This is a genomic window from Thioclava electrotropha (assembly GCF_002085925.2).
In the GTDB taxonomy this organism is placed as follows: domain Bacteria; phylum Pseudomonadota; class Alphaproteobacteria; order Rhodobacterales; family Rhodobacteraceae; genus Thioclava; species Thioclava electrotropha.
Window position 1 is genome coordinate 1,003,879 of the sequence record NZ_CP053562.1, and the last position, 25,256, is coordinate 1,029,134.

Genomic DNA, 25,256 nt, shown 5'->3' on the forward strand with positions numbered 1-25,256 from the left:
GCGCACGCTGGCGGAGCGGACTACCGTCCATTGGCAAACCCCTCGAGTACCTTGTCGGGCGTGGCCGGGTAGTGGCGCAGCCGCACGCCCGTCGCATTGTGGATCGCGTTGATCACCGCGGCCCCTGCGCCCGAAATGCCAAGCTCCCCCACGCCTTTGGACTGGATCGGGTTCGCCTCGTCATCGCGCTCGGGCAGGAACACCACCTCCATCTGGCGCGGGATATCCGCGTGCGACGGGACGTGATAATTCGCCAGATCGCGGGTGACGATATGGCCGGTGCGCGGATCGTGGCCAAGCTCCTCGTGCAGAGCCGAACCGACGCCCCAGACCATGCCGCCGACGGCCTGACTGCGCGCGGTCTTCTCGTTGAGCACGCGACCGATGCCGAGAACGCCGAGCATCCGGCGCACGCGCACCTCGCCCGAGACCTCGTTCACCGCGACTTCGGCGAAATGTGCGCCGAAGCCTGCCGAGAAGTGGCTCTTGGCGGTCTTGCCGCCTTCGATCTTGCCCTCGGCGCTGATCGGATCGCTTAGCAGATCGACCAGTTTCGCGGTTTTGCCACCGCCCGAAACCTCGCCATTGCCAAGGCTCAACTCTTCGAACTTGCAGCCGAGCTTGTCCGCAAGCTGCTCGCGGATTTTGCGTGCGGCGAGGAACACCGAGGAGCCCGACGACGACGCCCCGAAGGAGCCGCCCGACCCGGAGGCCCCCGGAAGGTCGCTATCGGCCAGATGGACCGAGACCTTGTCGATCGGCAGGCCCAGCATCTCGCCCGCGATCTGTCCGAGGATGGCGTAGCTGCCGGTGCCGATATCGGTCATGTCGGTCTCGACCAGCGCACCGTCTGCGCTGAGCGTCACGCGCGCCGCCGAGGGCACGAGGAAGTTTGCCCGCCCCGCAGCCGCGACGCCCATGCCGATCAGCCATTCGCCTTCGCGACGCGTTCCGGTCTCGGGGCGCTGATCCCAGCCGAAGCGCTTCGCGCCTTCGCGCAGGCTGTCTTCCAGCGCGCGCGCCGAGTACGCCTGACCGGTGTCGGGGTGTTTTTCGGGGATGTTGCGAAGGCGCAGTTCCACCGGGCAGAGACCCAGCTTCTCGGCCAGCTCATCCATCGCGGTTTCCAGCGCGAAGGTGCCAACCGCCTCGCCCGGCGCGCGGACCGAGCCCGTAGGCGTGCGGTGATTGCGCGAGATATGTTGACGCATGACCCGGTTGGGCGCGCCATACATGAAGCGGCTCGCGGCGTTGACCGGTTCGGAGAAGGCTTCCTCTTCGAGATTGGAGACACGATCTTCGTGCCCGATCCCGGTCAGCTTGCCGCTCGCGTCCGCCGAAAGGCGCAGGCGCTGCCACGTCTCGGTGCGGCGCAGCACGGCATCGAAGACGGTCTGACGGCTCAGCACGATACGCACCGGACGGTCGAGTTCGCGCGCGGCAAGCGCCGCCGCGACATGCTCGGAGGAGATGCCCAGCTTGGAGCCGAACCCGCCGCCCACATAGGGCGCGAGAATGTGGACCTTGTCGGACTCGATGCCAACCGCACCGGCCAACTCCTCTTTGTTGAAACGGACCATTTGCAGCGAGCCATGTAGAACGAGGCGACCGTCCTTCCACTCGGCGATACCCGCATGCGGCTCCATCGCGGCAGCGACGTGGCCGGCGGTGGTGTATTCGAGATCGACCGATTGCGCGGCCTTCTCCATCGCGGCGTCGAGATCGCCCTGGATGCTTTCGCGCTTCTCGTTCAGCTCGAGCTCCACGCCCGCCGGATCGACCGGCGCGCCGGGGTTCTGCTCGTAGTTGATCTTGATCCGGGCGGCGGCGTCGCGCGCGGTCTCGAAGCTTTCCGCGACCACGAGACCGATGGGCTGGCCGTGATAATCGACGCGGTCACCGGGCTGCACCGGCGCGGCGCCTGCCATGCCCTGCGCCGGGTTGCGCACGAATTCCGGGCCGTGGAACAGGCCCAGATAGCCGGGGAGCTTCTTCGCCTCCGTCTCATCAAAGCCGGTGACCTTGCCGCGCGTGATCGTGGCGCGCAGCATCACGCCATGCACCATGCCGTCGGGCTTGAATTCGGCCGCATAGGTCGCGGTGCCGGTCACTTTCAGCTTGCCCTCGGGGCGGTCGAGCGGAGCGCCCACCAACCCCTGTTTGGTTTCGTCGAGCAGCCGCGGCTGCGCTTCATCCATCGTGAACGTGTCGCTCATGCCAGCGCCTCCACCTTGTCCGTTCCGGTCGAGGCCGGGGCCATGCCCGTCGCCTCGCGCATCACCGCGATCAGTGCGCGGCGGGTCATTTCGCGTTTGAAATCGTTGCCCTCATCGGTGACCGCTTCGGCCAGAAGCGTATCGGCGGCCTTGCCGAACAGTTCCTCCGACGGGGTCTCGCCTTCGAGCATCGCATTGACTTGCGCATCCGCCCAAGGGCGCGCGCCGATGCCACCGAAGGCGAGCGAGGCGGTCTTGATCGTCTCGCCCTCCATCTCGACCACGGTAGCGACTGAGACGAGCGCGAAGGCGTAAGACGCCCGGTCGCGGATCTTGCGATAGCTCTGCGTGGCGTTCGGTTGCGGGGCAGGGAGGACCACCGCGGTGATGATCTCGCCCGGCTTCAGGCTCGTCTCGATCTCGGGCGTCTCGCCGGGCAGCTGATAGAGTTCGTCCATCGCCACGGTGCGGGTTGCTCCATCGGTGCCACGGATTTTCACCTGCGCATCGAGCGCGCGCATCGCCACCGCCATATCGGAGGGATGTGCGGCGCGGCAGGCAGCCGAAGTGCCTAGGATCGCGAGCATGCGGCTTACGCCGCCCTTGGCGGCACAGCCCGCGCCGGGGTCGCGCTTGTTGCAGGCCATCGCCGGGTCGTAGAAATAGGGGCAGCGCGTGCGTTGCAGCAGGTTGCCGCCCGTGGTCGCCTTGTTGCGGATCTGGCCCGATGCGCCCGCCAGCAGGGCGCGCGACAGAACCGGATAGGCGCGGCGCACCTGCGCATCTGCTGCCAGATCGGCATTGCGCACCAGCGTGCCGATCTTCAGTCCGCCCTCATGCGGCTCGATCTTGTCCAGCCCGTCGATATTGTTGATGTCGATGACCGTCTCGGGGGTCATCACCTGCAGTTTCATCAGGTCCAGCAGGTTGGTCCCGCCCGCGATGAACTGCGCGCCGTCACCCGCCTTGGAGGCCGCGTCATCGAGTGCGTTTGCGCGAAGATAGTCGAAAGGTCTCATTACTTCTCCTCCGCTTCGGCCACGCGCGAGATGGCCTCGCGGATGAACGGGTAGGCGGAGCAGCGGCAGAGATTGCCGCTCATCCGCTCGGCGATTTCGGCGTCGCTCAGTTCGGGCTTGCCGGTGAGGCTGTCGCTGACATGGCTGGGCGCCCCGTCGGCGGCTTCTGCCAGCATCCCGGTAGCCGACATGATCTGCCCCGGCGTGCAATAGCCGCACTGGTAGCCGTCGCAGGAGACGAATTGCTGTTGCAGCGGGTTGAGATTTTCGGGCGTGCCGAGCCCTTCGATGGTGGTGATCTCGGAGCCTTCATGCATCACCGCGAGGCTGAGGCAGGAGTTCACCCGCCGCCCGTCGACGAGCACCGTGCAGGCGCCGCATTGGCCATGATCGCAGCCCTTTTTCGAGCCGGTGAGTTGGAGATGGTCGCGCAGTGCGTCGAGCAGCGTCACCCGCGGGTCGAGGTCAAGCGCGCGGGCCTCGCCATTGACGTGAAATGAAACCTTCATGGGGTCCCCCTTGTCCGGAATTCAGGTTTGGCGCAGCCGTCTGGGGAGGCAGACGTTCAAACCAGCTTAATGGGGAACACCGCGCGCGCGGAACGGTTCCTGCGAGAAAGCCCTCACGTTGCGGTGAGGGCTTTGCGGACGCTCCTTGCGTCGGGGCAGGGGGGCGTGGTTCGTGCCACGCCCCCGCGATGTGTTTACGCGGCGATCAGTTCTCCGGCAGCGCGTAGACGGCCACCAGATCGCCCACGGTGGGCTTCAGGATCGAGTTGCCACCCGAGATGAAGGCCACGTATTCGCGCCCTTTGTACTCGTAGATCGCCGGGTTCGCGACGACCGGGGCTTCAAGCTGCGAGGACCACAGCTCCTTGCCTGTCTGGATGTCATAGGCGCGCGCCTTGGCATCCATCGTCGCGCCGATGAAGATCAGCCCCGACTTGGTCACCGCCGGACCGCCGATTGTGGGCGAGCCCATGCTCTCGGGCATGAAGAACCCGTATTTCTGCGAGCTGCCGAGCGGCTTGCGCCATTTCACGTCGCCGGTATGCATGTCGATCGCGACCAGTTCGCCAAACGGCGGTTTCCAGCACGGCATCCCGAGCGAGTTCAGCGCGTTGCCCAAGCTCATGCCGTAGGGCGCGCCTTTCTGCGGGTAGAAGCCGTTCTCGTTGCCCGAACCACCGGCGTTCTTCTCGTAGTCCTGACGCTCCCAGAGCTTGATGTATTGAACGATGTGGCTCGTGTTCACGACCGCGATCTGCGCGTTGGGATCGAAGGCCACGCCGCCCCATTGTACGCCGCCCGCACTGTCGGGATAGGCCAGCGTGCCTTCGCCCTTGGTGGTCGGCGGGGTATACATCCCCTCATAGGTGAGGTTGTCGAAAAGCTCCGAGCAAGCGCCGCCCGAAACGAGATCGGCGATGCCCCAGACCTCTGGCTTCTTCGACTGATCGAGAAGCGGCGCGGGTTTGGTCGGGAAGGGTTGGGTCTTGGCATAGACCTCGCCTTTCACCGTGCCGTCGCCCTGCGGAACAGGGCGTTCCTCGATCGGCCAGACATCCTCGCCGGTCTCGCGGTTCACGACGAACAGGAAGCCCATCTTCGTGCCCTGCATCAGCGCCGGGATTTCCTTGCCGTCGACCGTGATGTCCATCAGCGTCGGCGCGGAGTTGATGTCATAGTCCCAGATGTCGTGATGCACCCATTGGCGCGACCAGACGACCTTGCCCGTGTCGAGATCGAGCGCGGTGGTCGAGGTGGCGTAGGGGATCTGCTCGGTCCGGTTGCCGCCCCAATAGTTCGGCGAGGGCGAGGCCACGGGCAGATAGACCATGTTCAGGCCCGGATCGACGGACATCGCGGTCCAGACGTTCGCGGTGCCGGTCTTGCGGCGGATATTCTCGGGCAGGGTCTCGAAGGACCATTGCAGCTCCCCGGTCTGCGCATCGACCGAGAAGACCGCGCCCGGAGGAGCCTCTGCCGACTCCCAGTCCTGACCGGCCCAGCCGAGGATCAGGTGATTGCCCGCAACCGTCGGCGGCTGCAGCACGGAAAGCGGGAAGCTGTCATTGACCGTGTTCCACTTGTCCACGTTCAGCACGCCATTATCGCCGAAATCGGTGCAGGGCTTGCCGGTATCGGCGTCGAGCGCGAAGAGCTGCGCATCCATCGTGCCGATATAGACGATCTTCTGGCACACCTTGCCCGCGACCGGGTTCTCGGCCTGCCAATAGGCGACGCCACGGTTCTTCAGCGCTGGCTGGGTCAGCGCCTCCAGCTTGGATTTCGTGTCGAAGGCCCATTTCTGCTCGCCCGTGGCCGGGTCGAGCGCCAGCACGCGGTAGAAGGGCGTGCCGATATAGAGCGTGTCATTGGCGAAGATCGGCGTGGCTGACCAGACCGTCGCGGGCTTGTCGCCCGAACCGTCCGAGACGTCGCCGGTATGGACCTGCCAGACCTTCTCCAGATCGCCCACATTGTCGGGATTGATCTGGGTCAGCGGCGAATATTTCTGCGCGGAAAGCTGGCCGTGGAAGCTGTTCCAGACGGGCTGCTCGGGCACCAGCGGGGTGCCGTTGCGCTCGCGCGAGCCGCTGGCGATCATCGGCTGGGCGACGCTATCGGCGACGGGCTTGGGCTGTTCGGCGTTGGCGTCGGGGCCGGGCGGCGTGGCCTCGTTGGCCGCCGGATTGTCGGTCTGCTGATCGGTGCTGGTCTGGCTGTCCGACTGGTTGCCGGTGTCGCTGGTGCTGCCGGTATCGGTCGAGCTGCTGTCGGTCGAGGTCGCGGTGCCGCTATCGGCTGCGGGTTGGGTCGTGTTGTCGGTTGCGGTGCTGTCGGTCGCGGTCGTGTCCTGCGCATACCCGGCGGCAGCAAAGAAGGCGAGGGCGAAGGCGAGCGAGACGGTCTTGCGGTTCATGCGTAGGCTCCTTTCGAACGCGCGCCCCGGCTCGAGGCGATGTCGTAGATGAGGCCGATCAGCACGACGCCCATCGCCGCGATCAGCCACCATTCGTGGAGGAAATAGGCGGCCGCTGCGGTTCCGAGCAGGCCGAGCGCGACGAGGACGCGCAGAATCGTGCGGATCGCTCCGGGTTCGGTCAGCTGGATCACGATCCCTGCGAGGGCGATCAAAATGGAGGAGGCGATCACCAGCCCCGCGCCGAATGTGCCGGTCACGCCGGTCAGGGGGGTAATGTAATTCCAGATCGCGATGGCGGAGCCGACCAGCGCCCCCAGAACAATCAGGATGCTGCGCGGCCGTGATGCTGAGCGGGAATGTGCCAAAGGAACTCTCCTTGGTAAGTGCTTTCCCGCCCAACGCGCGGTATGTCTTTTGAGGTCCATGAAAAAGTGAACCGATTTGAGGCCGCGACGTAAGCGGGCACGCTGCAGGCACAAAAAAAGGCGCGCCCGAGCGGTAAGGCATAGCCATACCCGCCCGGGCGCGCCGATCGGTTCGCTTCGTGCTTAGCGCTGGCGGTAGCCGCCCTGACGCTCCAGCATCCAGCCCGGATATTCGGCGGGCAGGGCGCTGACCTTGTCGAGGGTTTCCAGCTCTTCCGCGTCGAGGGTGATCTCGGTCGCGGCGATATTGTCGGTCAGCTGGTCCTTGCGCTTCGCACCGACGATGACGCTGGTGACGACTTCCTGATGCAGAAGCCACGCCAGCGCGATCTGCGCCACGCTCGCGTCGCGCTTCTCGGCCATCGGGCGCATCGCGTCGATCGCGTCATGGGCGCGGTCCTTCTCGACGGGCGGGAAGTCAAAATTGGCGCGCCGCCCGTCGGAGCCCTTGCCGTCACGGTCGTATTTGCCGGACAGCAGACCACCTGCCAGCGGGCTCCAGACCATCAGGCCCATGTCGGTGTCGCGCAGCATCGGCACCACTTCGCGCTCCAGATCGCGCCCGGCGATCGTGTAATAGGCCTGCAGCGACAGGATCGGGGCGAGCTTGCGCGCTTCCGCGATACCCACCGCCTTCATCACCTGCCACGCGGCCCAGTTCGACAGGCCGATATAGCGGACATGGCCGTGCTGCACGAGCGTGGTCAGCGCCTCGAGCGTCTCCGAGATCGGCGTCATCGGGTCGAAGCCGTGGATCTGATAGAGGTCGATATGGTCGAGCTGCAGCCGCTCGAGGCTCTGCTTGCACTGCTCCATGATGTGATAGCGCGAGGAGCCGCGCTGGTTGATGCCCTCGCCCATCGGGCCGAGCACCTTGGTCGCGATGACCACCTCGTCGCGCGCGATGCCGAGATTGCGCAAGCTCTGACCGAGGATGCGCTCGCTCTCGCCGCCCGCATAGACATTCGCGGTGTCGATGAAGTTGATGCCCGCATCCACCGCGGTTTTCACAAGGCCGTCGGCATCATCCTGACGTAGCTGGCCGATCTGGCCCCACATGCCCTCCGAGCCGCCGAAGGTCATCGTGCCGAGGCAAAGTTCCGAGACGAGGAGGCCGCTGGGGCCAAGAGGTCTGTAACGCATGGATCGCTCCTTTCGCATCTTTCGGGGGCCAGGTTCGGACGGCCCCTCTGGGTTGGGTAGATGGGGCGCGCGGCGCTCGGGGCGAGGGTCGCGTGACAGTTGTGGCGCACGATCATGTCATCGCGTGCGAGGCAGGAAGGGGACGGCGCAGGGGCGCCGCCCGCTCAGTCTTTGGCGCGCTCGATCTTCATCGGCGTGAACCACGGTGTGAGGATCACCACGCTCGCGATGACCATTGCGTAGCCGATGGCCGACATCATCGCGCCGCGATAGGCCTCGTGATCGCCCGGCTCCGCACCGCCCAGCATGCCGAAAAAGATCCCGCCCATGATCGCGATGCCGAAGGAGATGCCGACCTGCCGGATCGCCTGCACCGCGCCCGAGGCCGAGCCGCTGTCGTTGCTATCGGCCGCCGAGAGCGAGACCTGAAACAGCGGCGAGACGGTGTTGCCCAGACCAAAGCCGCCAAAGAAGAACCAAGGTGCCATTCGCCACCAGCTGATCGTGTCGCCCATCGTCCAGATCGCCCAGAGCTGCCCTGCGAAGCCCGTCGCGATGAGGATGCCGCCGCCCATCACGCGCCAGCGGACCCAGCGCGACCCGAACCAGCCGGTCGTGGCCGAGGCGAGCAGCACGCCTAGCGGGAAGGGCGTCGTCGTCAGCCCCGATTGCAGGGGCGTGAGCCCGTAGCCCGCCTGAAGATAAAGCGCCATGGTGAAGAAATAACTCGGCACCGCGGTGAACAGCGCCGCGTTCAGAAGGCTGCCCGACAGGAACGAGCCCGAGCGCAGCAGCCGCATTGGCAGAAGCTGGGGCGCGTTGCGTTCTTCCTGATGCCGCTGCCAGCGGATGAAGACCCAGCCGAGGATCGGCGCGGCGATCACCATCGGATACATCCATCCCTGCCAGCCGATCGACGGAGCTTCGACCAGCGGGAACAGAAGCGCCAGCGTGGCCACGGCGGCGATTGCGATGCCCACCTTGTCGATCCCCAGCTTGCGGTTGCCCTCGCCCTTTGGCACCAGCATCAGCGCCGCGATGAAGGCCGCGATGCCCAACGGAATGTTCACGAGGAAGATCGGACGCCAGCCCAACCCGTAGATATCGGCGGTCAGCAGCAGCCCGCCCACGATCGGCCCCGCGACCGAGGCCAGCCCGGCGGTCAGTGCGAACAGGCCGAAGGCCGCGCCGCGTTGCTCCGGCGGGAACAGCCGCGGCACGAGCGCCAGCGTCTGCGGCGTCATGATCGCAGCGCCCACGCCCTGCACGATGCGCGCGGTCACCAGCGTCCCGATCCCCGGCGCGATGCCGCAGACCAGCGAGGCGGCGGTGAACAGCGCGATGCCCGACACGAACAGCTTGCGCCGCCCCAAGAGGTCGCCCATCCGTCCCGCTGGCAGCAGCAAGATCGCGAAGGAGAAGGTGTAGCCCGCGACGATCCATTCGATCAGGTTCGGCGGGGCCGCCAGCTCGTTCTTCATCGAAGGCAGGGCGACATTGACGATCGTGATGTCGATCAGGTTCATGAAATTCGCCAGCAGCAGGACGGCTGCAGCCGCCCAGCGGCGTGCGGGCGAAAGTGGGGTCTTCTGGTCGGTCTCGGCCATTCGGGGTCCGTTCTCTCGGGGCTGTAACGCCAAGGGTAGCTAGCAGGGGGGCGAGGCTGGTCAATAGCACGCCCGAAGGCGAGCCCGCGCGGAACAACTTCTGGATGTGTCAAAATACATAGGGGGAAAGGCGCGCAAGCGGATGTATCGCGGGCGCAGAGATTCGGTCGCGGAGGGCCGGGATGGGGCTTTGGCTCACGCGACGGAGCTTGGCGTTCGTTGCAAATTTCAAGGGCGCCACGCAAGTTTCAGAAAGATTTCGCCGAGGTCCGAGAAATGCGCTCTCACATGGGTGTGAGCACCGTGACGTCAGACTTGCGCCGCGCCCCGATCCTGCCCTTGATGCCCCATCAACGAAAAATCGGGGCCCCGCGCTCACCCCTGCGTTGCGCGCGACCGGACCCCGGAAAACTGGAGGTATCCCTTGAAGTCGATTGCCGCGATTTCCGCTTTTGCCCTGATGCTGGGCAGCGCCGCACCCGTTCTCGCTCAGTCGAGCAAAGTGCCCGAAGGCACCAAGCTCGCCGCTGACCAGACCTTCACCTACTGGATGCAGGACGATCTGAAGACGCTCGATCCCGATCTGAGCACCTCGAAGGACGGCAACGACGTTCTTCAGCAGATGTTCGAAGGTCTCTACCAGCAGGACGATCACGGTAAACTCGTGCCCGCGCTCGCGACGAGCTACGAGGTGTCCGACGACAAGAAGACCTACACGTTCCACCTGCGCAACGAGAAGTGGTCGAACGGCGATCCCGTCACCGCGCAGGACTTCGTCTATGCCTGGCGCCGTCTCGCCGATCCGGCGACCGCCTCGCAATACTCGTGGTATATCGAGCTGATGCAGGTGAAGAACGCCCATGACGTGATCGCGGGCGACAAGAAGCCGAGCGAGCTGGGCGTGAAGGCGCTCGACGACCACACGCTGCAGGTGACGCTCGACAGCGCGATCCCCTATTTCCGCCAGATGCTGGTGCTGTCCTCGACCTTCCCGGTGCCGCAGAAGGTCGTCGAGGAATACGGTTCCGACTGGACCAAGCCCGAGAACATGGTCGTCAACGGTCCCTACAAGCTGAAAAGCTGGAAAATCGGCAACTCGATCGAGCTGACGAAGAACGACGCCTATTACGACGCCGCGAACGTCACGCTGACCGATCTGAAGTTCATCCCGATGCAGGATAACGACCAGGCGCTGACGCGCTACGAGGCGGGCGAGCTGGACTTCGTGCAGACCCCGGCCGGTCAATATCCGCGCCTGAAGAAGGAATACCCGGATGCGGCCCACGCTCCGCCGCGCTCCTGTGTCTATGCCTACCGCTTCAACGTCGGCCCGAACGGCCCCGAGGCGCTCAAGGACGTGAAGGTCCGCAAGGCGCTTTCCTATGCGATCAACCGCGACATCATCGTCGACAAGATCCTCAAGGGCGGCCAGAAACCGGCCTATACCTGGACCCACTGGGCGACCGCGAACTTCAAGGCGCCGGATGTCGCGTATGCCGACATGACGCAGCAGGAGCGTATGGACAAAGCCAAGGAGCTTCTGAAGGAAGCCGGCTACGGTCCCGATCATCCGCTGAACCTGCGGATCATGTACAACACCTCGGCCGACCACAAGAAAATCGCGATCGCGGTGCAGCAGTTCTGGAAGCAGATCGGCGTGCAATCGACCCTCGAGAACTTCGAGTGGAAGGTCTATCTCGACAAGCTCAACGGTCAGCATGACTTCGACGTGGCGCGCACCGCATGGTGTGCCGACTACAACGAGGCCTCGACCTATCTCGACGTGAACACCTCGTGGTCGGATCAGAACTCGGGTCAGTGGAAGAACGCTGACTACGACAAGCTGATGAAGGACTCGAAGACGGCGGCCGATCCGCAGGAGGACTACACCAAGGCGGAGAAGATCCTCGCCGAGGACATGCCGCTGGCGCCGATCTACGCCTACTCGCTGCCGATGCTGCTGAACCCGCAGATCAAGGGCTACCCGTTCGATAACGTCCAGCTGAACTGGTACGCGAAGAACATGTACAAGGTCGCGAAGTAAGCCGGCTGAAACGATAACGGGCGGGCCGCGCAATCGGCCCGCCCGACCTATTTCGGGACATTCTTATGATCGTCTACATTCTCAAGCGTCTCGCCATCGCGATCCCGACGCTTCTGGTGCTCATCATCGCGAGCTTCCTCTTGATGCACACGGCGCCTGGCGGGCCGTTCTCGTCGGAACGGGCCGTGCCGCCCGAGGTGCTCGCCAATCTCAACGCGAAATACGGGCTCGACCAGCCGCTATGGAAGCAGATCGCCACCTATCTGTGGAACGTGGTCGCCCATTTCGATTTCGGGCCTTCGTTCTCGTATAAGGACCGCTCGGTGAACGACATCATCGCGCAGGGCTTCCCGGTCACGCTGACCTATGGCTTCCTCAGCTTCATCGCCGCGGTCGTCGTGGGTGTGACCCTTGGCGTCACCGCCGCGATCAAGCGCAACTCGTGGCTCGACTATCTCGCCGTGGGTATCTCCATCGGCGCGCAGGTGCTGCCGAACTTCGTGATGGCGCCGATCCTCGTATTGATCTTCACGCTGTCGCTGCACTGGCTGCCCGGCGGTGGCTGGAGCTTCGACGATCCGCGCTTCTGGATCATGCCGGTGATCGCGCTCTCGACCTCCTACATGGCCTCGATCGCGCGGATCACGCGCTCGTCGATGCTGGAGACGCTGAGCTCGAACCACATCCGCACCGCCCGCGCCAAGGGCCTGCCGAAGCGCAAGATCATCATGCGCCACGCCCTGAAACCTGCACTGCTGCCGGTGATCTCCTATCTCGGTCCGGCGTTCGTTTCGATGATCACTGGCTCGGTGATCGTGGACGTGTATTTCACCACCGGTGGGATCGGCAAAAGCTTCGTGGATAGCGCGCTCAACCGCGACTACGCGGTGATGATGGGGATCACCATCCTGCTGGGCACGCTGACCATCCTGTTCAACCTTGTCGTCGATATCGTCTACGGATGGATCGACCCGAAAATCCGGTACTGACATGGTCATAGATGAATCCAAGATGACCTCGCTCGCCGAGGCAACGAGCCGCGAAGACGTGGCGGGCCGCTCGCTCTGGGCGGATGCGCGCCGGCGGTTCTTCAACAACAAGGCCGCGATCTTCGGGCTTGGGCTGCTGGCCTTCGTCGTGGCGTTCGCGCTGTTCGGCAACCTGATCGCAGCGTGGAACAATTCCGACATCGACTACAACGTGATGGGCGATGCCACGGCCTCTGCGCCGTCCTTCGCCAACGGTCACTATTTCGGTGCCGACGATCTGGGCCGCGACCTGTTCGCGCGCACCGTGCAGGGCACGCAGATCTCGCTGCTGGTGGGCGTGATCGGCACGCTGATCGCGGTTTCCGTGGGCACGGTCTACGGCGCGATCTCGGGCTATTTCGGGGGCCGCGTCGATGGCTTCATGATGCGCCTCGTCGATATCCTTCTGGCGATCCCTTACATGTTCGTGCTGATCCTGCTGCTGGTCATGTATGGCCGCTCCATCGGGATGCTCTTTGTGGGTGTCGGGCTGATCTCGTGGCTGGAGATGGCGCGGATCGTGCGGGGGCAGACATTGACCCTGAAGAATCGCGATTACGTGGAAGCCGCGCGTGCCATTGGTGTGCCTGCACCGACGATCATCCGCCGTCACATCCTGCCCAACCTCGTGGGCGTGGTGGTGGTCTTCGCGACGCTGCTGGTGCCGCTGATGATCCTGACGGAGAGCTTCATCTCCTTCCTCGGGCTAGGCGTGCAAGAGCCGCAGACCTCTCTGGGGGCTCTGATCTCGGAAGGGGCGGGGACGATGAGCTACGGCACGCTGTGGCAGCTGGCCTTCCCGCTGTTCTTCTTCGTCACCACCCTGTTCGGTTTCTATTTCGTAGGGGACGGGCTGCGTGACGCACTCGACCCGAAGGAGCGCTGATATGCCATTGTTGGAAGTCAACGACCTCAACGTCCGGTTCGCAACGCAGGAGGGCGAGGTCCACGCCGTCAACGGCGTCAGCTTCGCATTGGAACGCGGCGAGGCGCTCGGCATCGTGGGCGAGTCCGGTTCGGGCAAATCGCAGCTGAGCTTCTCGATCCTCGGGCTGCTGGCCGCGAATGGGAAAGCCTCGGGCTCGGTGAAATTCGAGGGAGGGAGATTTTGAACCTGCCCGAACCCGAGCTGAACAAGCTGCGCGCCGACCGGATCTCGATGGTCTTTCAGGACCCGATGACCGCGCTCAACCCCTATATGCGCATCTCGGACCAGATGGCCGAAGTGCTGATGCTGCATAAGGGGCTGAGCAAGCGCGCCGCCGTGGCCGAAGCTGCGCAAATGCTCGAACTGGTGAAGATCCCGGACGCGAAAAACCGCGTGCGCCTCTTTCCGCATGAATTCTCGGGCGGGATGCGCCAGCGCGTGATGATCGCGATGGCGCTTCTGTGCAAACCCGACGTGCTGATCGCGGACGAGCCGACCACCGCGCTCGACGTAACCGTGCAGGCGCAGATCATGGACCTGCTGGGCGAGCTGCGCCGCGAGTTGGGGATGGCGACCGTGCTGATCACCCACGACCTCGGCGTGGTCGCGGGCTTCTGCGAGCGCGCGATCGTCATGTATGGCGGTCAGGTGATGGAGCAGTCGCCCGTCGATCCCTTGTTCGCCAACCCGACCCATCCCTACACCAAGGGCTTGCTGGCCGCGTTGCCGCGTCTGGATGCGGATCGCGCGATGACCCCGATCCGGGGCAATCCGCCGAACATGACCGGCGCGCCGAAGGGCTGTCCGTTCTGCCCGCGCTGCGATTTCGTTGAAGAGGCCTGTGCCGACGTGATGCCGCCGCTGGCGGAGTTTGCGCCGGGCCGCGCCCGCGCCTGTCACCGTTCCATTGAAACGATCGAGGAGGCCGCCGCATGACGACCCCGCTGATCGAGGCCCGCGACGTTCGGGTCACTTTCGACATCCGCCGCGCCTCGGACCTGCCTTGGACCGAGCCGCCGAAGCTGCGCGCGGTGAATGGCGTGAGCTTCAAGCTGGAGCAGGGCAAGACGCTCGGCATCGTGGGCGAATCCGGCTGTGGCAAGTCCACGCTGGCCCGCGCGCTGATCCAGATGCTGCCCGCCGAGGGCGAGATCATCTGGCAGGGCAAGACGGACCTTCTGCCGCTCTCGCCGCGCCAGATGCTGAAATACCGCTCCGACATCCAGATGATCTTTCAGGACCCGCTGGCCTCGCTCGACCCGCGCATGACCGTGGGCGAGATCATCGCCGAGCCGCTGCGCACCCACCGCCCGAAGATGGGCCGCAAGGAGCGCAAGGAGAAGGTCCGCGAGGTGATGGAGAAGGTCGGCCTGTTGCCGAACCAGATCAACCGCTACCCGCATGAGTTCTCGGGCGGCCAGTGTCAGCGTATCGGCATCGCCCGCGCGCTGGTGGTGGAGCCGAAGCTGCTGATCTGCGACGAGCCGGTCTCGGCGCTCGACGTCTCGATTCAGGCGCAGGTGATCGCGCTTCTCGAAGACCTGCGCCGCGATCTCGGTCTCACGATCATCTTCATCGCCCATGACCTGAGCGTCGTGCGCCATGTCTGCGACGAGGTGATGGTGCTCTATCTGGGGCAGATGATGGAGGCGGGCGCGACCGAGAAGCTCTTTGCCGAGCCGCAGCACCCCTATACGCAGGCGCTTCTGTCGGCGGTGCCGATCCCCGATCCGGAGATCGAGCGCAACAAGGTGCTGATCGCGCTGGAAGGTGACCTGCCGAGCCCGCTCAACCCGCCATCGGGCTGCCCGCTGCGCACCCGCTGCCCGCGTGCGAGCGAGATCTGCGCCACGACCCCGCCCACCGAGGAGGTCGCCGGGCGGCAGGTCTTCTGCCACCATCCCGGCCCTGCCGCGGAAGTGCAGGCGGTGCTTTCGGAGAGCTGAATTCTTGTGCGGCGGGCGAGGTTTCCTCGCCCGCTCACGCCAATTTGTGCGAGCTTACGTCAAGGTATTTATCCGGACGGTCAAAGCACTGTTACGATCCTCGGATAGAGCGCTCCGGCAAGGAGCCAATTGTCTCGGAGGATCCCCCTTATGTCGCTTATTTCGCGTCGCCAATTCCTGATCACCACCACCGCTGCGGGCGGTCTCACGCTGGTCCACCCCTTCACCGCGCGCGCCGCCGAAGGGCAGGCCCACCTGCGCCTTCTGTGCACCACCGATATTCACTGCCACATCCGGCCCTATGACTATTACGCCGACAAGCCCGTCGACACGGTCGGCCTGTCGCGCACCGCGACGCTCATCCAAGGGGTGCGCGCGGAGGCCGCCAACACGATGATGTTCGACAATGGAGACTACATGCAGGGCAACCCGATGGCCGATTACATCGCCTATTCCAAGGGGATGAAGGAGGGCGACACCCACCCGGTCATCGCGGGTATGAACCTGCTGGACTATGATTGCGGCACGCTGGGCAATCACGAATTCAACTACGGGATGGACTTCCTGAAGAAGGTGAACGACCGCGCGAATTTCCCGATGGTCTGCGCGAACTTCGCCCATAAGCTCGGGGCGTCCGCGCGTGAGGATGACCTCTACCTGCCGCCCTACCTGATCCTCGATCGCGACCTGACCGACGGCGCGGGAAACAAGATGCCGATCCGGATCGGCGTGATCGGCTTCGTCCCGCCGCAGATCATGCAATGGGACCGCGCGCATCTCGAGGGCAACTACCAGACCCGCGACATCGTCGAGGCCGCGAAAGCCTGGGTGCCGCAGATCAAGGAAGAGGGCGCCGACCTCATCGTGGCGCTCGCCCATACCGGCATCGACAATGGCCCGCAAAGCGACGGGATGGAGAACGCGGCCTTCTACCTCGCAGGAGTGGACGGGATCGACGCGGTGATCACCGGGCACCAGCACCTGAACTTCCCCGGCAAGGATTTCTCCGGCCCCGGCATCGATAACGACAAGGGCACGCTGCAGGGCAAACCGGCAGTGCAGGCGGGCTTCTGGGGCAACCATATGGGCCTGATCGACCTGATGCTGAGCCGCGACGGCGGCAAGTGGAAGATCGACACTCATACCTCGGAAATTCGCCCGATCTTCGCACGCGGCGAGGATCGCTCGATCACGCCGCTGACCACCGATTACAAGCCGATCCTCGCCGCCACCGATCAGGTGCATGAAGAGACGCTGAAATATGTCCGCGCGAAGGTGGGCGAGACCGAGGCGCCGCTCTATTCCTACTTCGCGCTGGTGGCTGACGATCCGTCGGTGCAGATCGTCTCGAATGCGCAGCTTTGGTATGTGAAGAAGCTGCTGGAGGGCACGCCCGAAGGCAAACTGCCGCTTCTCTCGGCAGCGGCACCGTTCAAGGCGGGCGGTCGCGGCGGCCCGGATTACTTCACCGATGTTCCCAAAGGCCCGGTGGCGATCAAGAACGTCTCCGACCTCTACCTCTATCCGAACACGCTGCAGGCGGTGAAGGTCACCGGGGCGCAGGTGAAGGACTGGCTGGAGCGCTCGGCGGGCATGTTCAATCAGGTCGAGCCCGGCGCGAAGGATGCGACGCTACTGAACCCCGATTTCCCGTCCTACAATTTCGACGTAATCGACGGGGTAACCTACCAGATCGACATCACCCAGCCCGCCAAGTTCGACAAGGACGGCGCGGTGGTAAATGCCGATACGAACCGCATCGTCGAACTGAAATATGACGGCAAGCCGATCGACCCGAAGGCCGAGTTCGTGATCGCCACGAACAACTACCGCGCGTCGGGTGGCGGCAGCTTCCCCGGTGCGGATGGCTCGACGGTGATCTACCGTGCGCCCGACACCAACCGCGACGTGATCGTGCGCTACATCCACGACAAGGGCACGATCAACCCGAAGGCCGACGCCAACTGGTCCTTCGCGCCTGCGGGGGGCGCCACGGTGTTGTTCGAGACCGGGCCGAAAGCGCAGGACTATCTCGAAGACGTCAAATCGCGCGGGCTGGATATCGAGCCCGCAGGCGACGGCGAGGGGGGCTTCGCGCTCTACCGCATCACGCTGTGAGGTTCTGATCGGACCGGCCGAGATGGAAAAGGGGCGCTTCGGCGTCCCTTTTCAACATATGACACAGGCTCTCGCGCGAAAGAGAGGGTCCGTGAGCGAGACGTGAGTGGGCGAGTGTGAACTCTAGCTTAGGCTGAGATGAGTGCGGCGATATTTCGCACTGCATCATCACAACAGGGAGGAGAAATCACGATGGCATCGCTCAGGACAACCGCGCTCGCCGTGGCTGCAGGACTGGCGCTCACCGCGCCGATGGCACAGGCCCAGTCCAGCGATGGGCAAAGCTGGCAGGAGCTTTCGGGCTATACCGACCAGCCGACGACCTTCAACCGCTCAGCCAGCATCTTCGCGCCTTGGGACAATCCGCCTTCGGATGCGAAGAACTTCACGGTGCCGGAAGTGAACAATCTTCCCGACCTGCATGGCGATATCGTCGATCCGCAACTGGTGATCTATTTCGCGGGCAACCAATACATGGTGGTGCAGGACCTGATCGCTGCCTTCCAGCGCGCCTATCCGCAATACAAGCGTATCTTCTACGTCACCCTGCCGCCGGGCATCCTGCTCGACGCGGTGAAGAACCATGACGGGGCCTTCGCCATCGGCAATCTACGTATCGCGATGAAGCCCGATGTCCTGACCCGCGGCAAGGGCGCCATGGAGGCGATGCAGAAGGACGAGAAGGCCTTCTCCGATTTGCAGGACTATGCCGATAACGAACTGGCGCTGATGGTGGCGAAGGGCAATCCGCTGCATATCCAGAGCCTCGCCGATCTGGCCGATCCTGCGACCCGCGTCACGATGCCGAACCCCGATTGGGAGGGCATCGCGAAGGTGATCGAGAAAAGCTACGTAAAGGCAGGCGGGCAGGCGCTCGACGACAAGATCATGAAAGACAAGGTCCGGGACGGCTCGACCTACCTGACCCATATCCACCATCGCCAGTCGCCGATGCGGGTGATGGCGGGGCTCGCCGATGCCGCGCCGGTCTGGCTGACGGAGGCCGAATTCCACTCCAAGCGGGCGGATGAAGGCATCGATATGGTGAAGCTGCCCGATAGCGAGAATTCGACTCTGACCTATACGGCTGGCGTGCTGAAGACGGCGCCACATCCGGAAGCCGCGAAGGATTTCGTGACCTTCCTGACTTCGAGCGACGGGCAGAAGATCTACCACAAATACGGTTTCGCCTCGCCCGGTACGTTGAATTGAACGGCTCGGTGACATGCGCCCTGGGTCGCCTCATCGCGATATCGTGATATCCTCTTCAGGCGCCGGAACAGGTGGCTGAAGACGGTCTCGCGTGCGGATGAAATGCGTTCGGAAATCGGCTATTCCATTGAATAATAACAAGGATAAGCGATGCTTCGCTGCCCCTTGCTGCCGGTCCAGCCATGTGCAGGGCGCAAGTCCGCTCTCGCACACGTGGCGACAGAATGTCCGGAGCCTACCGTAGGAAAACCGAATTCCCCGGATCAAACGGGCTGCGGACAGGAGAACGACAGGAATGGGTTTAGGTAAGTGGACGTCGCGCGCGGCGGTGGGGACGCTGGTGGCCGTGGCCGTGGCAATTGCAACGGGCGCGCTGGCGCAGGGAATGCCGGGCGGCACTCAAGGCCCGACCGAGGTCGGCGTGAAGCAGGTCGAGACGCAATCGGTGCCTTACACAGTCACCCTGCCGGGCCGCGCGGTGGCTTTTGAGCAGACTGATATCCGCCCGCGCGTCGCGGGCACCATCGCCTCTATCGACTACGAGGCGGGCCACAAGGTCGCGACGGGCGACGCGCTGTTTCACATCGACGACGACACTTATCAGGCCGAACTGACCGCAGCCGAGGCCGAGAAGGCGAGCGCCGACGCCAATGTGCAGGCCGCGCAATCGCAAGTGGACCGCTATACCAAGCTCGAGAAGACCTCGATCTCGGTGAGCGATCTGGAGACGGCCAGGGTCACGCTGGCCCAAGCCAAGGCCTCAGCGTTGAGTGCCGAGGCCGATCTGCAGACCGCACAGCTCAATCTCGACCGCACGGTGATCCGCTCGCCCATCGACGGCTACCCGGATGTGGCGGCGGTCTCGGTGGGCTCGCTGGTCACGGCGAACCAGTCCGATGCGCTGACGACGGTGACGCGGCTCGATCCGATCTATGTCGATGTCTCGGAAAGTGCCGCGCGGATCATGCGGGTGCGTCAGCGAATTGACCAAGGCTCCTTGCAGCGCGGCGATCAGTTGAAGGTCTCGCTGCTGCTGGAGACGGGTGAGGAATATGACGGCACCGGCACGCTGGTCAGCCCTGGTGCGACTGTCTCCTCGACAACGGGCACGGTGGATTTCCGGTTCAAGTTCGACAATGCCGACCGAATGATCCTGCCGGGACAGTTCCTGCGCGCGAAGATCACGTTGGGCACGACGCAGGCGATCCTCGTGCCGCAGCGCGCGACCACGCGGGAAGGGGATGGGTCGCTCTCGGCCTTTATTGCCGCCGATGGCACGGCGAAGAAGGTGACGCTGACGACGGCGGGCACCTATCAGAACGCGTGGATCGTGACAGACGGCATCGAGAGCGGCGATCAGGTGATCCTCGACGGGCTGAAGAACCTGCGCGACGGGGCCGAGATCAAGACGGTGCCGGTGACGATCAACGCGCAGGGTGTGGTGAAGGATGCCACGGATAGCTCCGACAGTACCGCCGACGCCTCGAACGACACGGCGAAGGCGGAGTAAGCTCAACATGATCCGTTTCTTTATCCATCGCCCCGTCTTCGCGATCGTGCTTGCGTTGGTGACGATGCTCGCCGGCGGCTACGCGATCACCCAGCTGCCTGTCTCGCAATATCCGGAAGTCGCGCCGACCACGATCCGCATCTCGGCCAGCTATTCCGGGGCTACCGCGCAGGCGGTCGAGAACTCGGTGACGACGCCGATTGAGGACTCGCTGACCGGGCTCGACGGGTTGCTCTACATGGAGAGCTCGTCCAATCAGGGTTCGGCACGCCTGACACTGACCTTCGACGGCTCGGTCGATCCGATCGACGCCGAGAACGAGGTGCAGACAAAGATCCGCAAGGTCGAGAATTCGCTGCCCGATGCGGTGCAGTCGTCGGGGGTGAGCGTGTCGCGCTCCTCCTCCGACATCCTGATGGTAGGCGCGCTGGTCTCGACCGACGGGAAATATTCGACCGTCGAGCTGGGCAACATTCTGGACACCGAAGTGAAAGGCGCGATCGAGCGCACCTCGGGTGTGGGCGGGATCAACGTCTTCGGCTCGGGCTACGCGATGCGGGTCTGGCTCGATCCCTACAAGCTCGAGCAATATCAGCTGACGCCGACCGACGTGACCTCGGCGGTGCAGGCGCAGAACACCACAGTTTCGGTCGGTTCGCTCGGCGATCTGCCCACCACTGAGGGCCAGCAATTCACCGCGACCATCACCGCGCAGAGCCAGCTGACCTCGGTCGAGCAGTTCGAGAAGATCCTTCTAAAGACCGAGCCCGACGGCTCGGCGGTCTATCTGGGCGACGTGGCGCGGATCGAGATCGGGCAGGAGGATTACGGCAGCAACTCCAGGTTCAACGGGATGAATGCGGCGGGGTTCGGTGTGAACCTCGCGAACGGCGCGAATGCGGTGGATACGGCCTCGGCGGTGCGTGCGTCGCTGGACCGGATGTCGTCTTCGCTGCCCGAGGGCGTCGAATTCCAGATCGCCTACGATACCTCGCCCTTCGTGCAGCTCTCCATCGAGAAGGTCTATCACACGCTGGCCGAGGCGATCGTGCTGGTGCTGCTGGTGATCCTCGTCTTCTTGCAGAAATGGCGCGCGACATTGATCCCGATCGTCGCGGTTCCCGTGGTGCTGCTGGGCACATTCGCGGTGCTGCTGGTCGCGGGCTATTCGATCAACACGCTGACCATGTTCGCGATGGTGTTGGCGATTGGCCTGTTGGTCGATGACGCGATCGTCGTGGTGGAGAATGTCGAGCGCGTGATGGAAGAGGAGGGGCTCAGCCCCCTCAAGGCCACCGAGAAAAGCATGTCGCAGATCACCGGGGCGTTGATCGGGGTGGCGCTGGTGCTCTCGGCGGTGTTCCTGCCGATGGCGTTCTTCCCGGGCTCGACGGGGGTGATCTACCGACAGTTCTCGGTGACGATCATCACGGCGATGGTGCTCTCTGCCGTGGTCGCGCTGATCCTGACGCCTGCGCTGGCGGCAAAGCTGCTGCGGCCTTCGACGGGACGAGCGATTGCGCCTTCGCGCGCCTTCAACACGGGCTTCGCGAAGATGCAGGGCGGTTACGCCAGCGCGGTGGCCCGTATCGTGCGCAAACCTTTCCTGATGGCGCTGGTTCTCGTGCTGGTGCTCGCGGGCGCGTGGGGCGTGATGACCCGGCTGCCCTCGTCCTTCCTGCCGCAAGAGGATCAGGGCGTGCTGATGGCGATGGTGAATCTGTCCGAGGGGTCGACCACGGCGCAGACCTCGGATGTCGTCGATCAGATCACGCAATACCTGCTGACGCAGGAGAAATCCGACGTGTCCTCGGTCTTCGCGACGCTCGGGTTTTCCTTTGGCGGTGGCGGTCAGAACACTGCGATGGTCTTCGCCAAACTGAAGGATTTTGATGCACGCGGCGGGGACGATCAGACTGCGGCGGCCGTCTCTGCGCGAGCCAATGCGCATTTCGCGGGGCTGCGCGCCGGGCAGGTCTTCTTCCTGCAGCCGCCGGCAATCCACGGGCTTGGCAATTCGTCGGGTTTCCAGATGTATCTGGTGGATCAGGGCAATAACGGCACGTCGGCGCTTAAGGAGGCGGGCGAGCAGCTCGTGGCCGCGGCGAAATCCGACAGCCGCCTGACCAATGTCCGCGTCAGCGGCGACGAGAACAAGGCGGCGCTGCAGCTCGATATCGACCAGCAGAAGGCCGAAAGCTTCGGGCTGACGCTGAGCAATCTCAATTCGATGCTCTCGGTGATCTTCAGCGGCAGATCGGTGAACGACTTCGACCTTAACGGCAATCTGCGCCCGGTGATCGTGCAGGCCGATGCGCCTTACCGGATGCAGCCGGAGGATATCGACACTTGGTATGCGCGCAACGCCTCCGGTGAAATGGTGCCGTTCTCGTCTTTCGCGACGACGAAATGGGTCTCGGTCGCGCCGAGACTGTCGCGCTATGACGCGGCCAATGCGATCGAGATCTCGGGTCAGGCTTCGGACAGCGCAAGCTCCGGCGCGGCGATGGACGCGATGGAGCAGCTGGTCTCCGATCTGCCCGGCGGCTACGCGGTTGCCTGGACCGGGCTGAGCTATCAGGAACGCCAGTCCGGCGATCAGGCGCCCTACCTTTACGCGCTCTCGGTGCTGGTGGTCTTCCTCTGCCTTGCCGCGCTCTACGAGAGCTGGTCGATCCCGCTTTCGGTGATGCTCGCCGTACCGGTGGGGGTTCTGGGGGCGCTGGTCTCGGCCTGGGTCTTCGGGCAGTCGAATGACGTCTACTTCAAGGTGGGTATCCTCACGACCATCGGTCTGGCGGCGAAGAACGCGATCCTGATCGTGGAATTCGCGAAGAACCTGGAGGCCGAGGGCAAGGAGCTGATCCCCGCGACCATCGAGGCGGCACGGCTCCGCCTGCGCCCGATCCTGATGACCTCGCTTGCCTTCATGCTTGGCGTGGTGCCGCTGGCGATCGCGACCGGGGCAGGGGCGTCGGCGCAGAACGCGATCGGGATCGGCGTGCTGGGTGGCATGGCGGCGGCGACCTTCATCGGCGTCTTCATGGTGCCCGCCTTCTACGTCCTGATCCGCAAACTGACGCCGGGGCGCTGAGGCGAAGGCGCGTTCCCACTGTCAAAGCGGCCGCTCTACGCGCGCGACCGCCTCGGTGATCAATCACTTCCGCTTGAATCGGGGAAAACGGGGAACAAAGCGCTGAAGGCGCAAGTTTCCCTGCCAAGGAACGCCGGTAAGTGCCGGAAAAAACCGATAAAGGAGTGAAGTTATGCTGAGCATGATCGGGGGCCTCGTCGTCCTCATCCTCGATATCTGGGCCATCGTGTCGATCCTTGGCTCGGGCGAATCCACCGGCAAGAAAGTGTTGTGGATCCTGTTGATCGTCATCCTGCCGATTATCGGCTTCATCATCTGGCTGCTCGTCGGGCCGAAAGGCGCCAAGGCGACAATCTGAGCCACGCAGAGCCGGAGGGACGCCATGAACAGCATCATCCGCAACATCGTCCCCCTCGGCTCGCTCTTGGTATCTGTGCTGGCGCTCGCGCTGGCCGTCTGGATCAGCCCTTGGTGGCTGATCCTTTTGCTTGTGACGGTGCCGCTTCTGGCGCTCAGCCTTTATGACTATTTCCAGAAGGACTGGACGATCACGCGCAACTATCCGGGCGCGGCGCGCATCCGCTGGCTCGCCTACGATCTGCGGCCCTTCCTGCGCGCATATATCGTCGAGGGCGATCTGGAGGGCAAACCCTACCCCTACGAGGCGCGCAACCTCGTTCATGCCCGGGCCCGCGGGCAGACCGACACCCATCCCTTCGGCACGGAGCGCGACGTGGAAGGTGCCGAATACCAATGGGTGAACCATTCCATCGCGCCCGCCGAGCATCCCGACAAAAGCCCCCGCGTCACGGTCGGCAACGATCAATGCGCCAAGCCCTATTCGGCCTCGGTGCTCAATATCTCGGCCATGTCCTTTGGTGCGCTGTCGGCCAACGCGGTCGAGGCGCTGAACCTCGGCGCGAAACAGGGCGGGTTCTACCACGACACGGGCGAGGGCGGGTTCTCGCCCTATCATCAGAGCCACGGTGGCGACATCGTCTGGGAACTGGGCTCGGGCTATTTCGGGGCGCGCGACGACGAGGGGAATTTCGACCCGGAGCTGTTTGCCGAGCAGGCCAGCCGCGATCAGGTCAAGATGACCGAAATCAAGCTGAGCCAAGGCGCGAAGCCCGGTCATGGCGGCTTGCTGCCTGCGGCGAAAGTCACCGAGGAGATTGCCGAAACCCGCAAGGTGCCCGCGCATCAGGACTGCCTGTCTCCGCGCGGCCATAGGGCGTTTTCGACGCCCGCGCAGATGATGGAATTCGCGGCGAAGATGCGCGACCTCTCGGGCGGCAAACCGGTGGGCATCAAGCTGTGCATCGGTCAGCCGCATGAGGCCTTCGCGTTGGTGAAGGCGATGCAGAAGACCGGCATCTATCCGGATTTCGTCGTCGTCGACGGAGCCGAGGGCGGCACCGGGGCTGCGCCGCTGGAGCTGTCGGATCATGTGGGGATGCCGCTGATTGACGGGCTGGTGCTGATGCGCAACGCGCTTGTCGGCGCGGGCGTGAAGGACAAGGTGCGGCTGGCGGCGTCCGGCAAGGTCTATTCCGGCTATGGGCTGGCGCAGAACCTCGCGATCGGAGCGGATTGGTGCAATGCCGCGCGGGCCTTCATGTTCTCCATCGGCTGCATTCAGGCGCAGCGGTGCCACTTGGGCACCTGCCCGACCGGAGTGACGACACAGGACAAGAGCCGCCAACGCGGCCTCGTGCCCGAGGTGCAAGGGCCCCGCGCCGCGCGCTTTCATGCCAAGACGCTGGAGGCGCTTGCCGACATCGTCGCAGCCGCCGGACTGGAGCATCCGAGTGAGCTGCAGCCCCATCACATCGTGCACCGCACTGCCGTGCGCGAGGCCCGCACCATCGACAAGATCTATCCCTTTTTGCCCGCGAACATCCTCAACGACGATCCGGGCAGCACCGATTACGCGGACTGGTGGGAGGCGGCCGATGCGGACAGCTTCAAGCCGCGCATCGACCTCGATGCCAAGCGCACCAGCCTGCATCACAAAGCCGAATTGAAAGAGGCCTGA

General features: G+C 64.2%; 17 protein-coding genes and 1 pseudogene. 11 read left to right on the forward strand and 7 right to left on the reverse strand.

Translation table 11 applies throughout. The annotated features are described in order from the left end of the window. Positions 1-20: 20 nt before the first annotated feature. The 7 genes from AKL02_RS04980 to AKL02_RS05010 all read right to left on the reverse strand — a co-directional run bounded on the left by AKL02_RS04980 (position 21) and on the right by AKL02_RS05010 (position 9,338). Entirely contained in the window at positions 21-2,216 is a 2,196-nt protein-coding gene (locus AKL02_RS04980) for a xanthine dehydrogenase family protein molybdopterin-binding subunit (RefSeq protein WP_083079632.1), read from the reverse strand. Beyond that, on the reverse strand, positions 2,213-3,235 hold the full coding sequence (locus tag AKL02_RS04985) for an FAD binding domain-containing protein (protein WP_083079634.1): 1,023 nt from the start codon (positions 3,233-3,235) through the stop codon (positions 2,213-2,215). Before AKL02_RS04985 ends, AKL02_RS04980 begins: the two co-directional genes overlap by 4 nt. Next, positions 3,235-3,744: a 2Fe-2S iron-sulfur cluster-binding protein gene (locus tag AKL02_RS04990; protein ID WP_083079636.1), complete on the reverse strand. Its 510-nt coding sequence runs from the start codon at positions 3,742-3,744 to the stop codon at positions 3,235-3,237. Before AKL02_RS04990 ends, AKL02_RS04985 begins: the two co-directional genes overlap by 1 nt. Positions 3,745-3,949: 205 nt before the next feature. Then, the gene (locus AKL02_RS04995; RefSeq protein WP_083079639.1) at positions 3,950-6,160 is read right to left on the reverse strand and encodes a pyrroloquinoline quinone-dependent dehydrogenase; all 2,211 of its coding nucleotides are present in this window, start codon (positions 6,158-6,160) and stop codon (positions 3,950-3,952) included. Next, positions 6,157-6,528, reverse strand: a complete 372-nt coding sequence (locus AKL02_RS05000; RefSeq protein ID WP_083079641.1) for a hypothetical protein — start codon at positions 6,526-6,528, stop codon at positions 6,157-6,159. Before AKL02_RS05000 ends, AKL02_RS04995 begins: the two co-directional genes overlap by 4 nt. Before the next feature lie 183 nt (positions 6,529-6,711). Further along, positions 6,712-7,731, reverse strand: a complete 1,020-nt coding sequence (locus AKL02_RS05005; protein WP_083079643.1) for an aldo/keto reductase — start codon at positions 7,729-7,731, stop codon at positions 6,712-6,714. 164 nt (positions 7,732-7,895) lie between these two features. Further along, positions 7,896-9,338 (reverse strand): MFS transporter, encoded by a 1,443-nt coding sequence (locus AKL02_RS05010; RefSeq protein ID WP_083079645.1) that lies wholly within the window; start codon positions 9,336-9,338, stop codon positions 7,896-7,898. 424 nt (positions 9,339-9,762) lie between these two features. Here AKL02_RS05010 and AKL02_RS05015 point away from each other — a divergent pair, with 424 nt between their 5' ends. The 11 genes and pseudogenes from AKL02_RS05015 (at position 9,763) to AKL02_RS05065 (ending at position 25,256) form a co-directional block, all read left to right on the forward strand. Beyond that, the gene (locus tag AKL02_RS05015; RefSeq protein ID WP_332836463.1) at positions 9,763-11,382 is read left to right on the forward strand and encodes a peptide ABC transporter substrate-binding protein; all 1,620 of its coding nucleotides are present in this window, start codon (positions 9,763-9,765) and stop codon (positions 11,380-11,382) included. A gap of 65 nt (positions 11,383-11,447) precedes the next feature. Then, on the forward strand, positions 11,448-12,371 hold the full coding sequence (gene oppB / locus AKL02_RS05020; protein WP_083079647.1) for an oligopeptide ABC transporter permease OppB: 924 nt from the start codon (positions 11,448-11,450) through the stop codon (positions 12,369-12,371). A 1-nt stretch (position 12,372) separates the two neighbouring features. Further along, positions 12,373-13,296, forward strand: a complete 924-nt coding sequence (locus tag AKL02_RS05025) for an ABC transporter permease (protein WP_078539851.1) — start codon at positions 12,373-12,375, stop codon at positions 13,294-13,296. A gap of 1 nt (position 13,297) precedes the next feature. Then, positions 13,298-14,274: pseudogene (locus tag AKL02_RS05030) on the forward strand (oligopeptide/dipeptide ABC transporter ATP-binding protein). After that, a complete protein-coding gene (locus AKL02_RS05035) occupies positions 14,271-15,284 on the forward strand; it encodes an oligopeptide/dipeptide ABC transporter ATP-binding protein (protein WP_078539849.1) in 1,014 nt (337 codons plus the stop codon). The pseudogene AKL02_RS05030 and the gene AKL02_RS05035 overlap by 4 nt, the downstream one beginning before the upstream one ends. Before the next feature lie 150 nt (positions 15,285-15,434). Then, positions 15,435-17,402, forward strand: a complete 1,968-nt coding sequence (locus AKL02_RS05040) for a bifunctional 2',3'-cyclic-nucleotide 2'-phosphodiesterase/3'-nucleotidase (protein ID WP_083079650.1) — start codon at positions 15,435-15,437, stop codon at positions 17,400-17,402. 192 nt (positions 17,403-17,594) lie between these two features. Beyond that, entirely contained in the window at positions 17,595-18,614 is a 1,020-nt protein-coding gene (locus AKL02_RS05045) for a molybdate ABC transporter substrate-binding protein (protein WP_165757044.1), read from the forward strand. Positions 18,615-18,909: 295 nt separating this feature from the next. Further along, complete coding sequence (locus AKL02_RS05050) at positions 18,910-20,124, forward strand: efflux RND transporter periplasmic adaptor subunit (RefSeq protein WP_083079654.1); 1,215 nt, start codon at positions 18,910-18,912, stop codon at positions 20,122-20,124. Positions 20,125-20,131: 7 nt separating this feature from the next. Continuing rightward, positions 20,132-23,218 carry a multidrug efflux RND transporter permease subunit gene (locus AKL02_RS05055; RefSeq protein ID WP_083079656.1) on the forward strand — a complete coding sequence of 1,029 codons (3,087 nt, stop codon included), beginning with the start codon at positions 20,132-20,134 and terminating at the stop codon, positions 23,216-23,218. Between the two features lie 172 nt (positions 23,219-23,390). Beyond that, complete coding sequence (locus tag AKL02_RS05060; RefSeq protein WP_078569563.1) at positions 23,391-23,576, forward strand: PLDc N-terminal domain-containing protein; 186 nt, start codon at positions 23,391-23,393, stop codon at positions 23,574-23,576. 24 nt (positions 23,577-23,600) lie between these two features. Then, entirely contained in the window at positions 23,601-25,256 is a 1,656-nt protein-coding gene (locus AKL02_RS05065; protein WP_083079658.1) for an FMN-binding glutamate synthase family protein, read from the forward strand.

What these genes read in the sequence shown, in the direction of transcription:
- AKL02_RS04980 (WP_083079632.1), bottom strand. Translation starts at nt 2,216, where the DNA reads ATGAGCGACACGTTCACGATGGATGAAGCGCAGCCGCGGCTGCTCGAC.
- AKL02_RS04985 (WP_083079634.1), bottom strand. Translation starts at nt 3,235, where the DNA reads ATGAGACCTTTCGACTATCTTCGCGCAAACGCACTCGATGACGCGGCC.
- AKL02_RS04990 (WP_083079636.1), bottom strand. Translation starts at nt 3,744, where the DNA reads ATGAAGGTTTCATTTCACGTCAATGGCGAGGCCCGCGCGCTTGACCTC.
- AKL02_RS04995 (WP_083079639.1), bottom strand. Translation starts at nt 6,160, where the DNA reads ATGAACCGCAAGACCGTCTCGCTCGCCTTCGCCCTCGCCTTCTTTGCT.
- AKL02_RS05005 (WP_083079643.1), bottom strand. Translation starts at nt 7,731, where the DNA reads ATGCGTTACAGACCTCTTGGCCCCAGCGGCCTCCTCGTCTCGGAACTT.
- AKL02_RS05010 (WP_083079645.1), bottom strand. Translation starts at nt 9,338, where the DNA reads ATGGCCGAGACCGACCAGAAGACCCCACTTTCGCCCGCACGCCGCTGG.
- oppB (WP_083079647.1), top strand. Translation starts at nt 11,448, where the DNA reads ATGATCGTCTACATTCTCAAGCGTCTCGCCATCGCGATCCCGACGCTT.
- AKL02_RS05025 (WP_078539851.1), top strand. Translation starts at nt 12,373, where the DNA reads ATGGTCATAGATGAATCCAAGATGACCTCGCTCGCCGAGGCAACGAGC.
- AKL02_RS05035 (WP_078539849.1), top strand. Translation starts at nt 14,271, where the DNA reads ATGACGACCCCGCTGATCGAGGCCCGCGACGTTCGGGTCACTTTCGAC.
- AKL02_RS05040 (WP_083079650.1), top strand. Translation starts at nt 15,435, where the DNA reads ATGTCGCTTATTTCGCGTCGCCAATTCCTGATCACCACCACCGCTGCG.
- AKL02_RS05045 (WP_165757044.1), top strand. Translation starts at nt 17,595, where the DNA reads ATGGCATCGCTCAGGACAACCGCGCTCGCCGTGGCTGCAGGACTGGCG.
- AKL02_RS05050 (WP_083079654.1), top strand. Translation starts at nt 18,910, where the DNA reads ATGGGTTTAGGTAAGTGGACGTCGCGCGCGGCGGTGGGGACGCTGGTG.
- AKL02_RS05055 (WP_083079656.1), top strand. Translation starts at nt 20,132, where the DNA reads ATGATCCGTTTCTTTATCCATCGCCCCGTCTTCGCGATCGTGCTTGCG.
- AKL02_RS05060 (WP_078569563.1), top strand. Translation starts at nt 23,391, where the DNA reads ATGCTGAGCATGATCGGGGGCCTCGTCGTCCTCATCCTCGATATCTGG.
- AKL02_RS05065 (WP_083079658.1), top strand. Translation starts at nt 23,601, where the DNA reads ATGAACAGCATCATCCGCAACATCGTCCCCCTCGGCTCGCTCTTGGTA.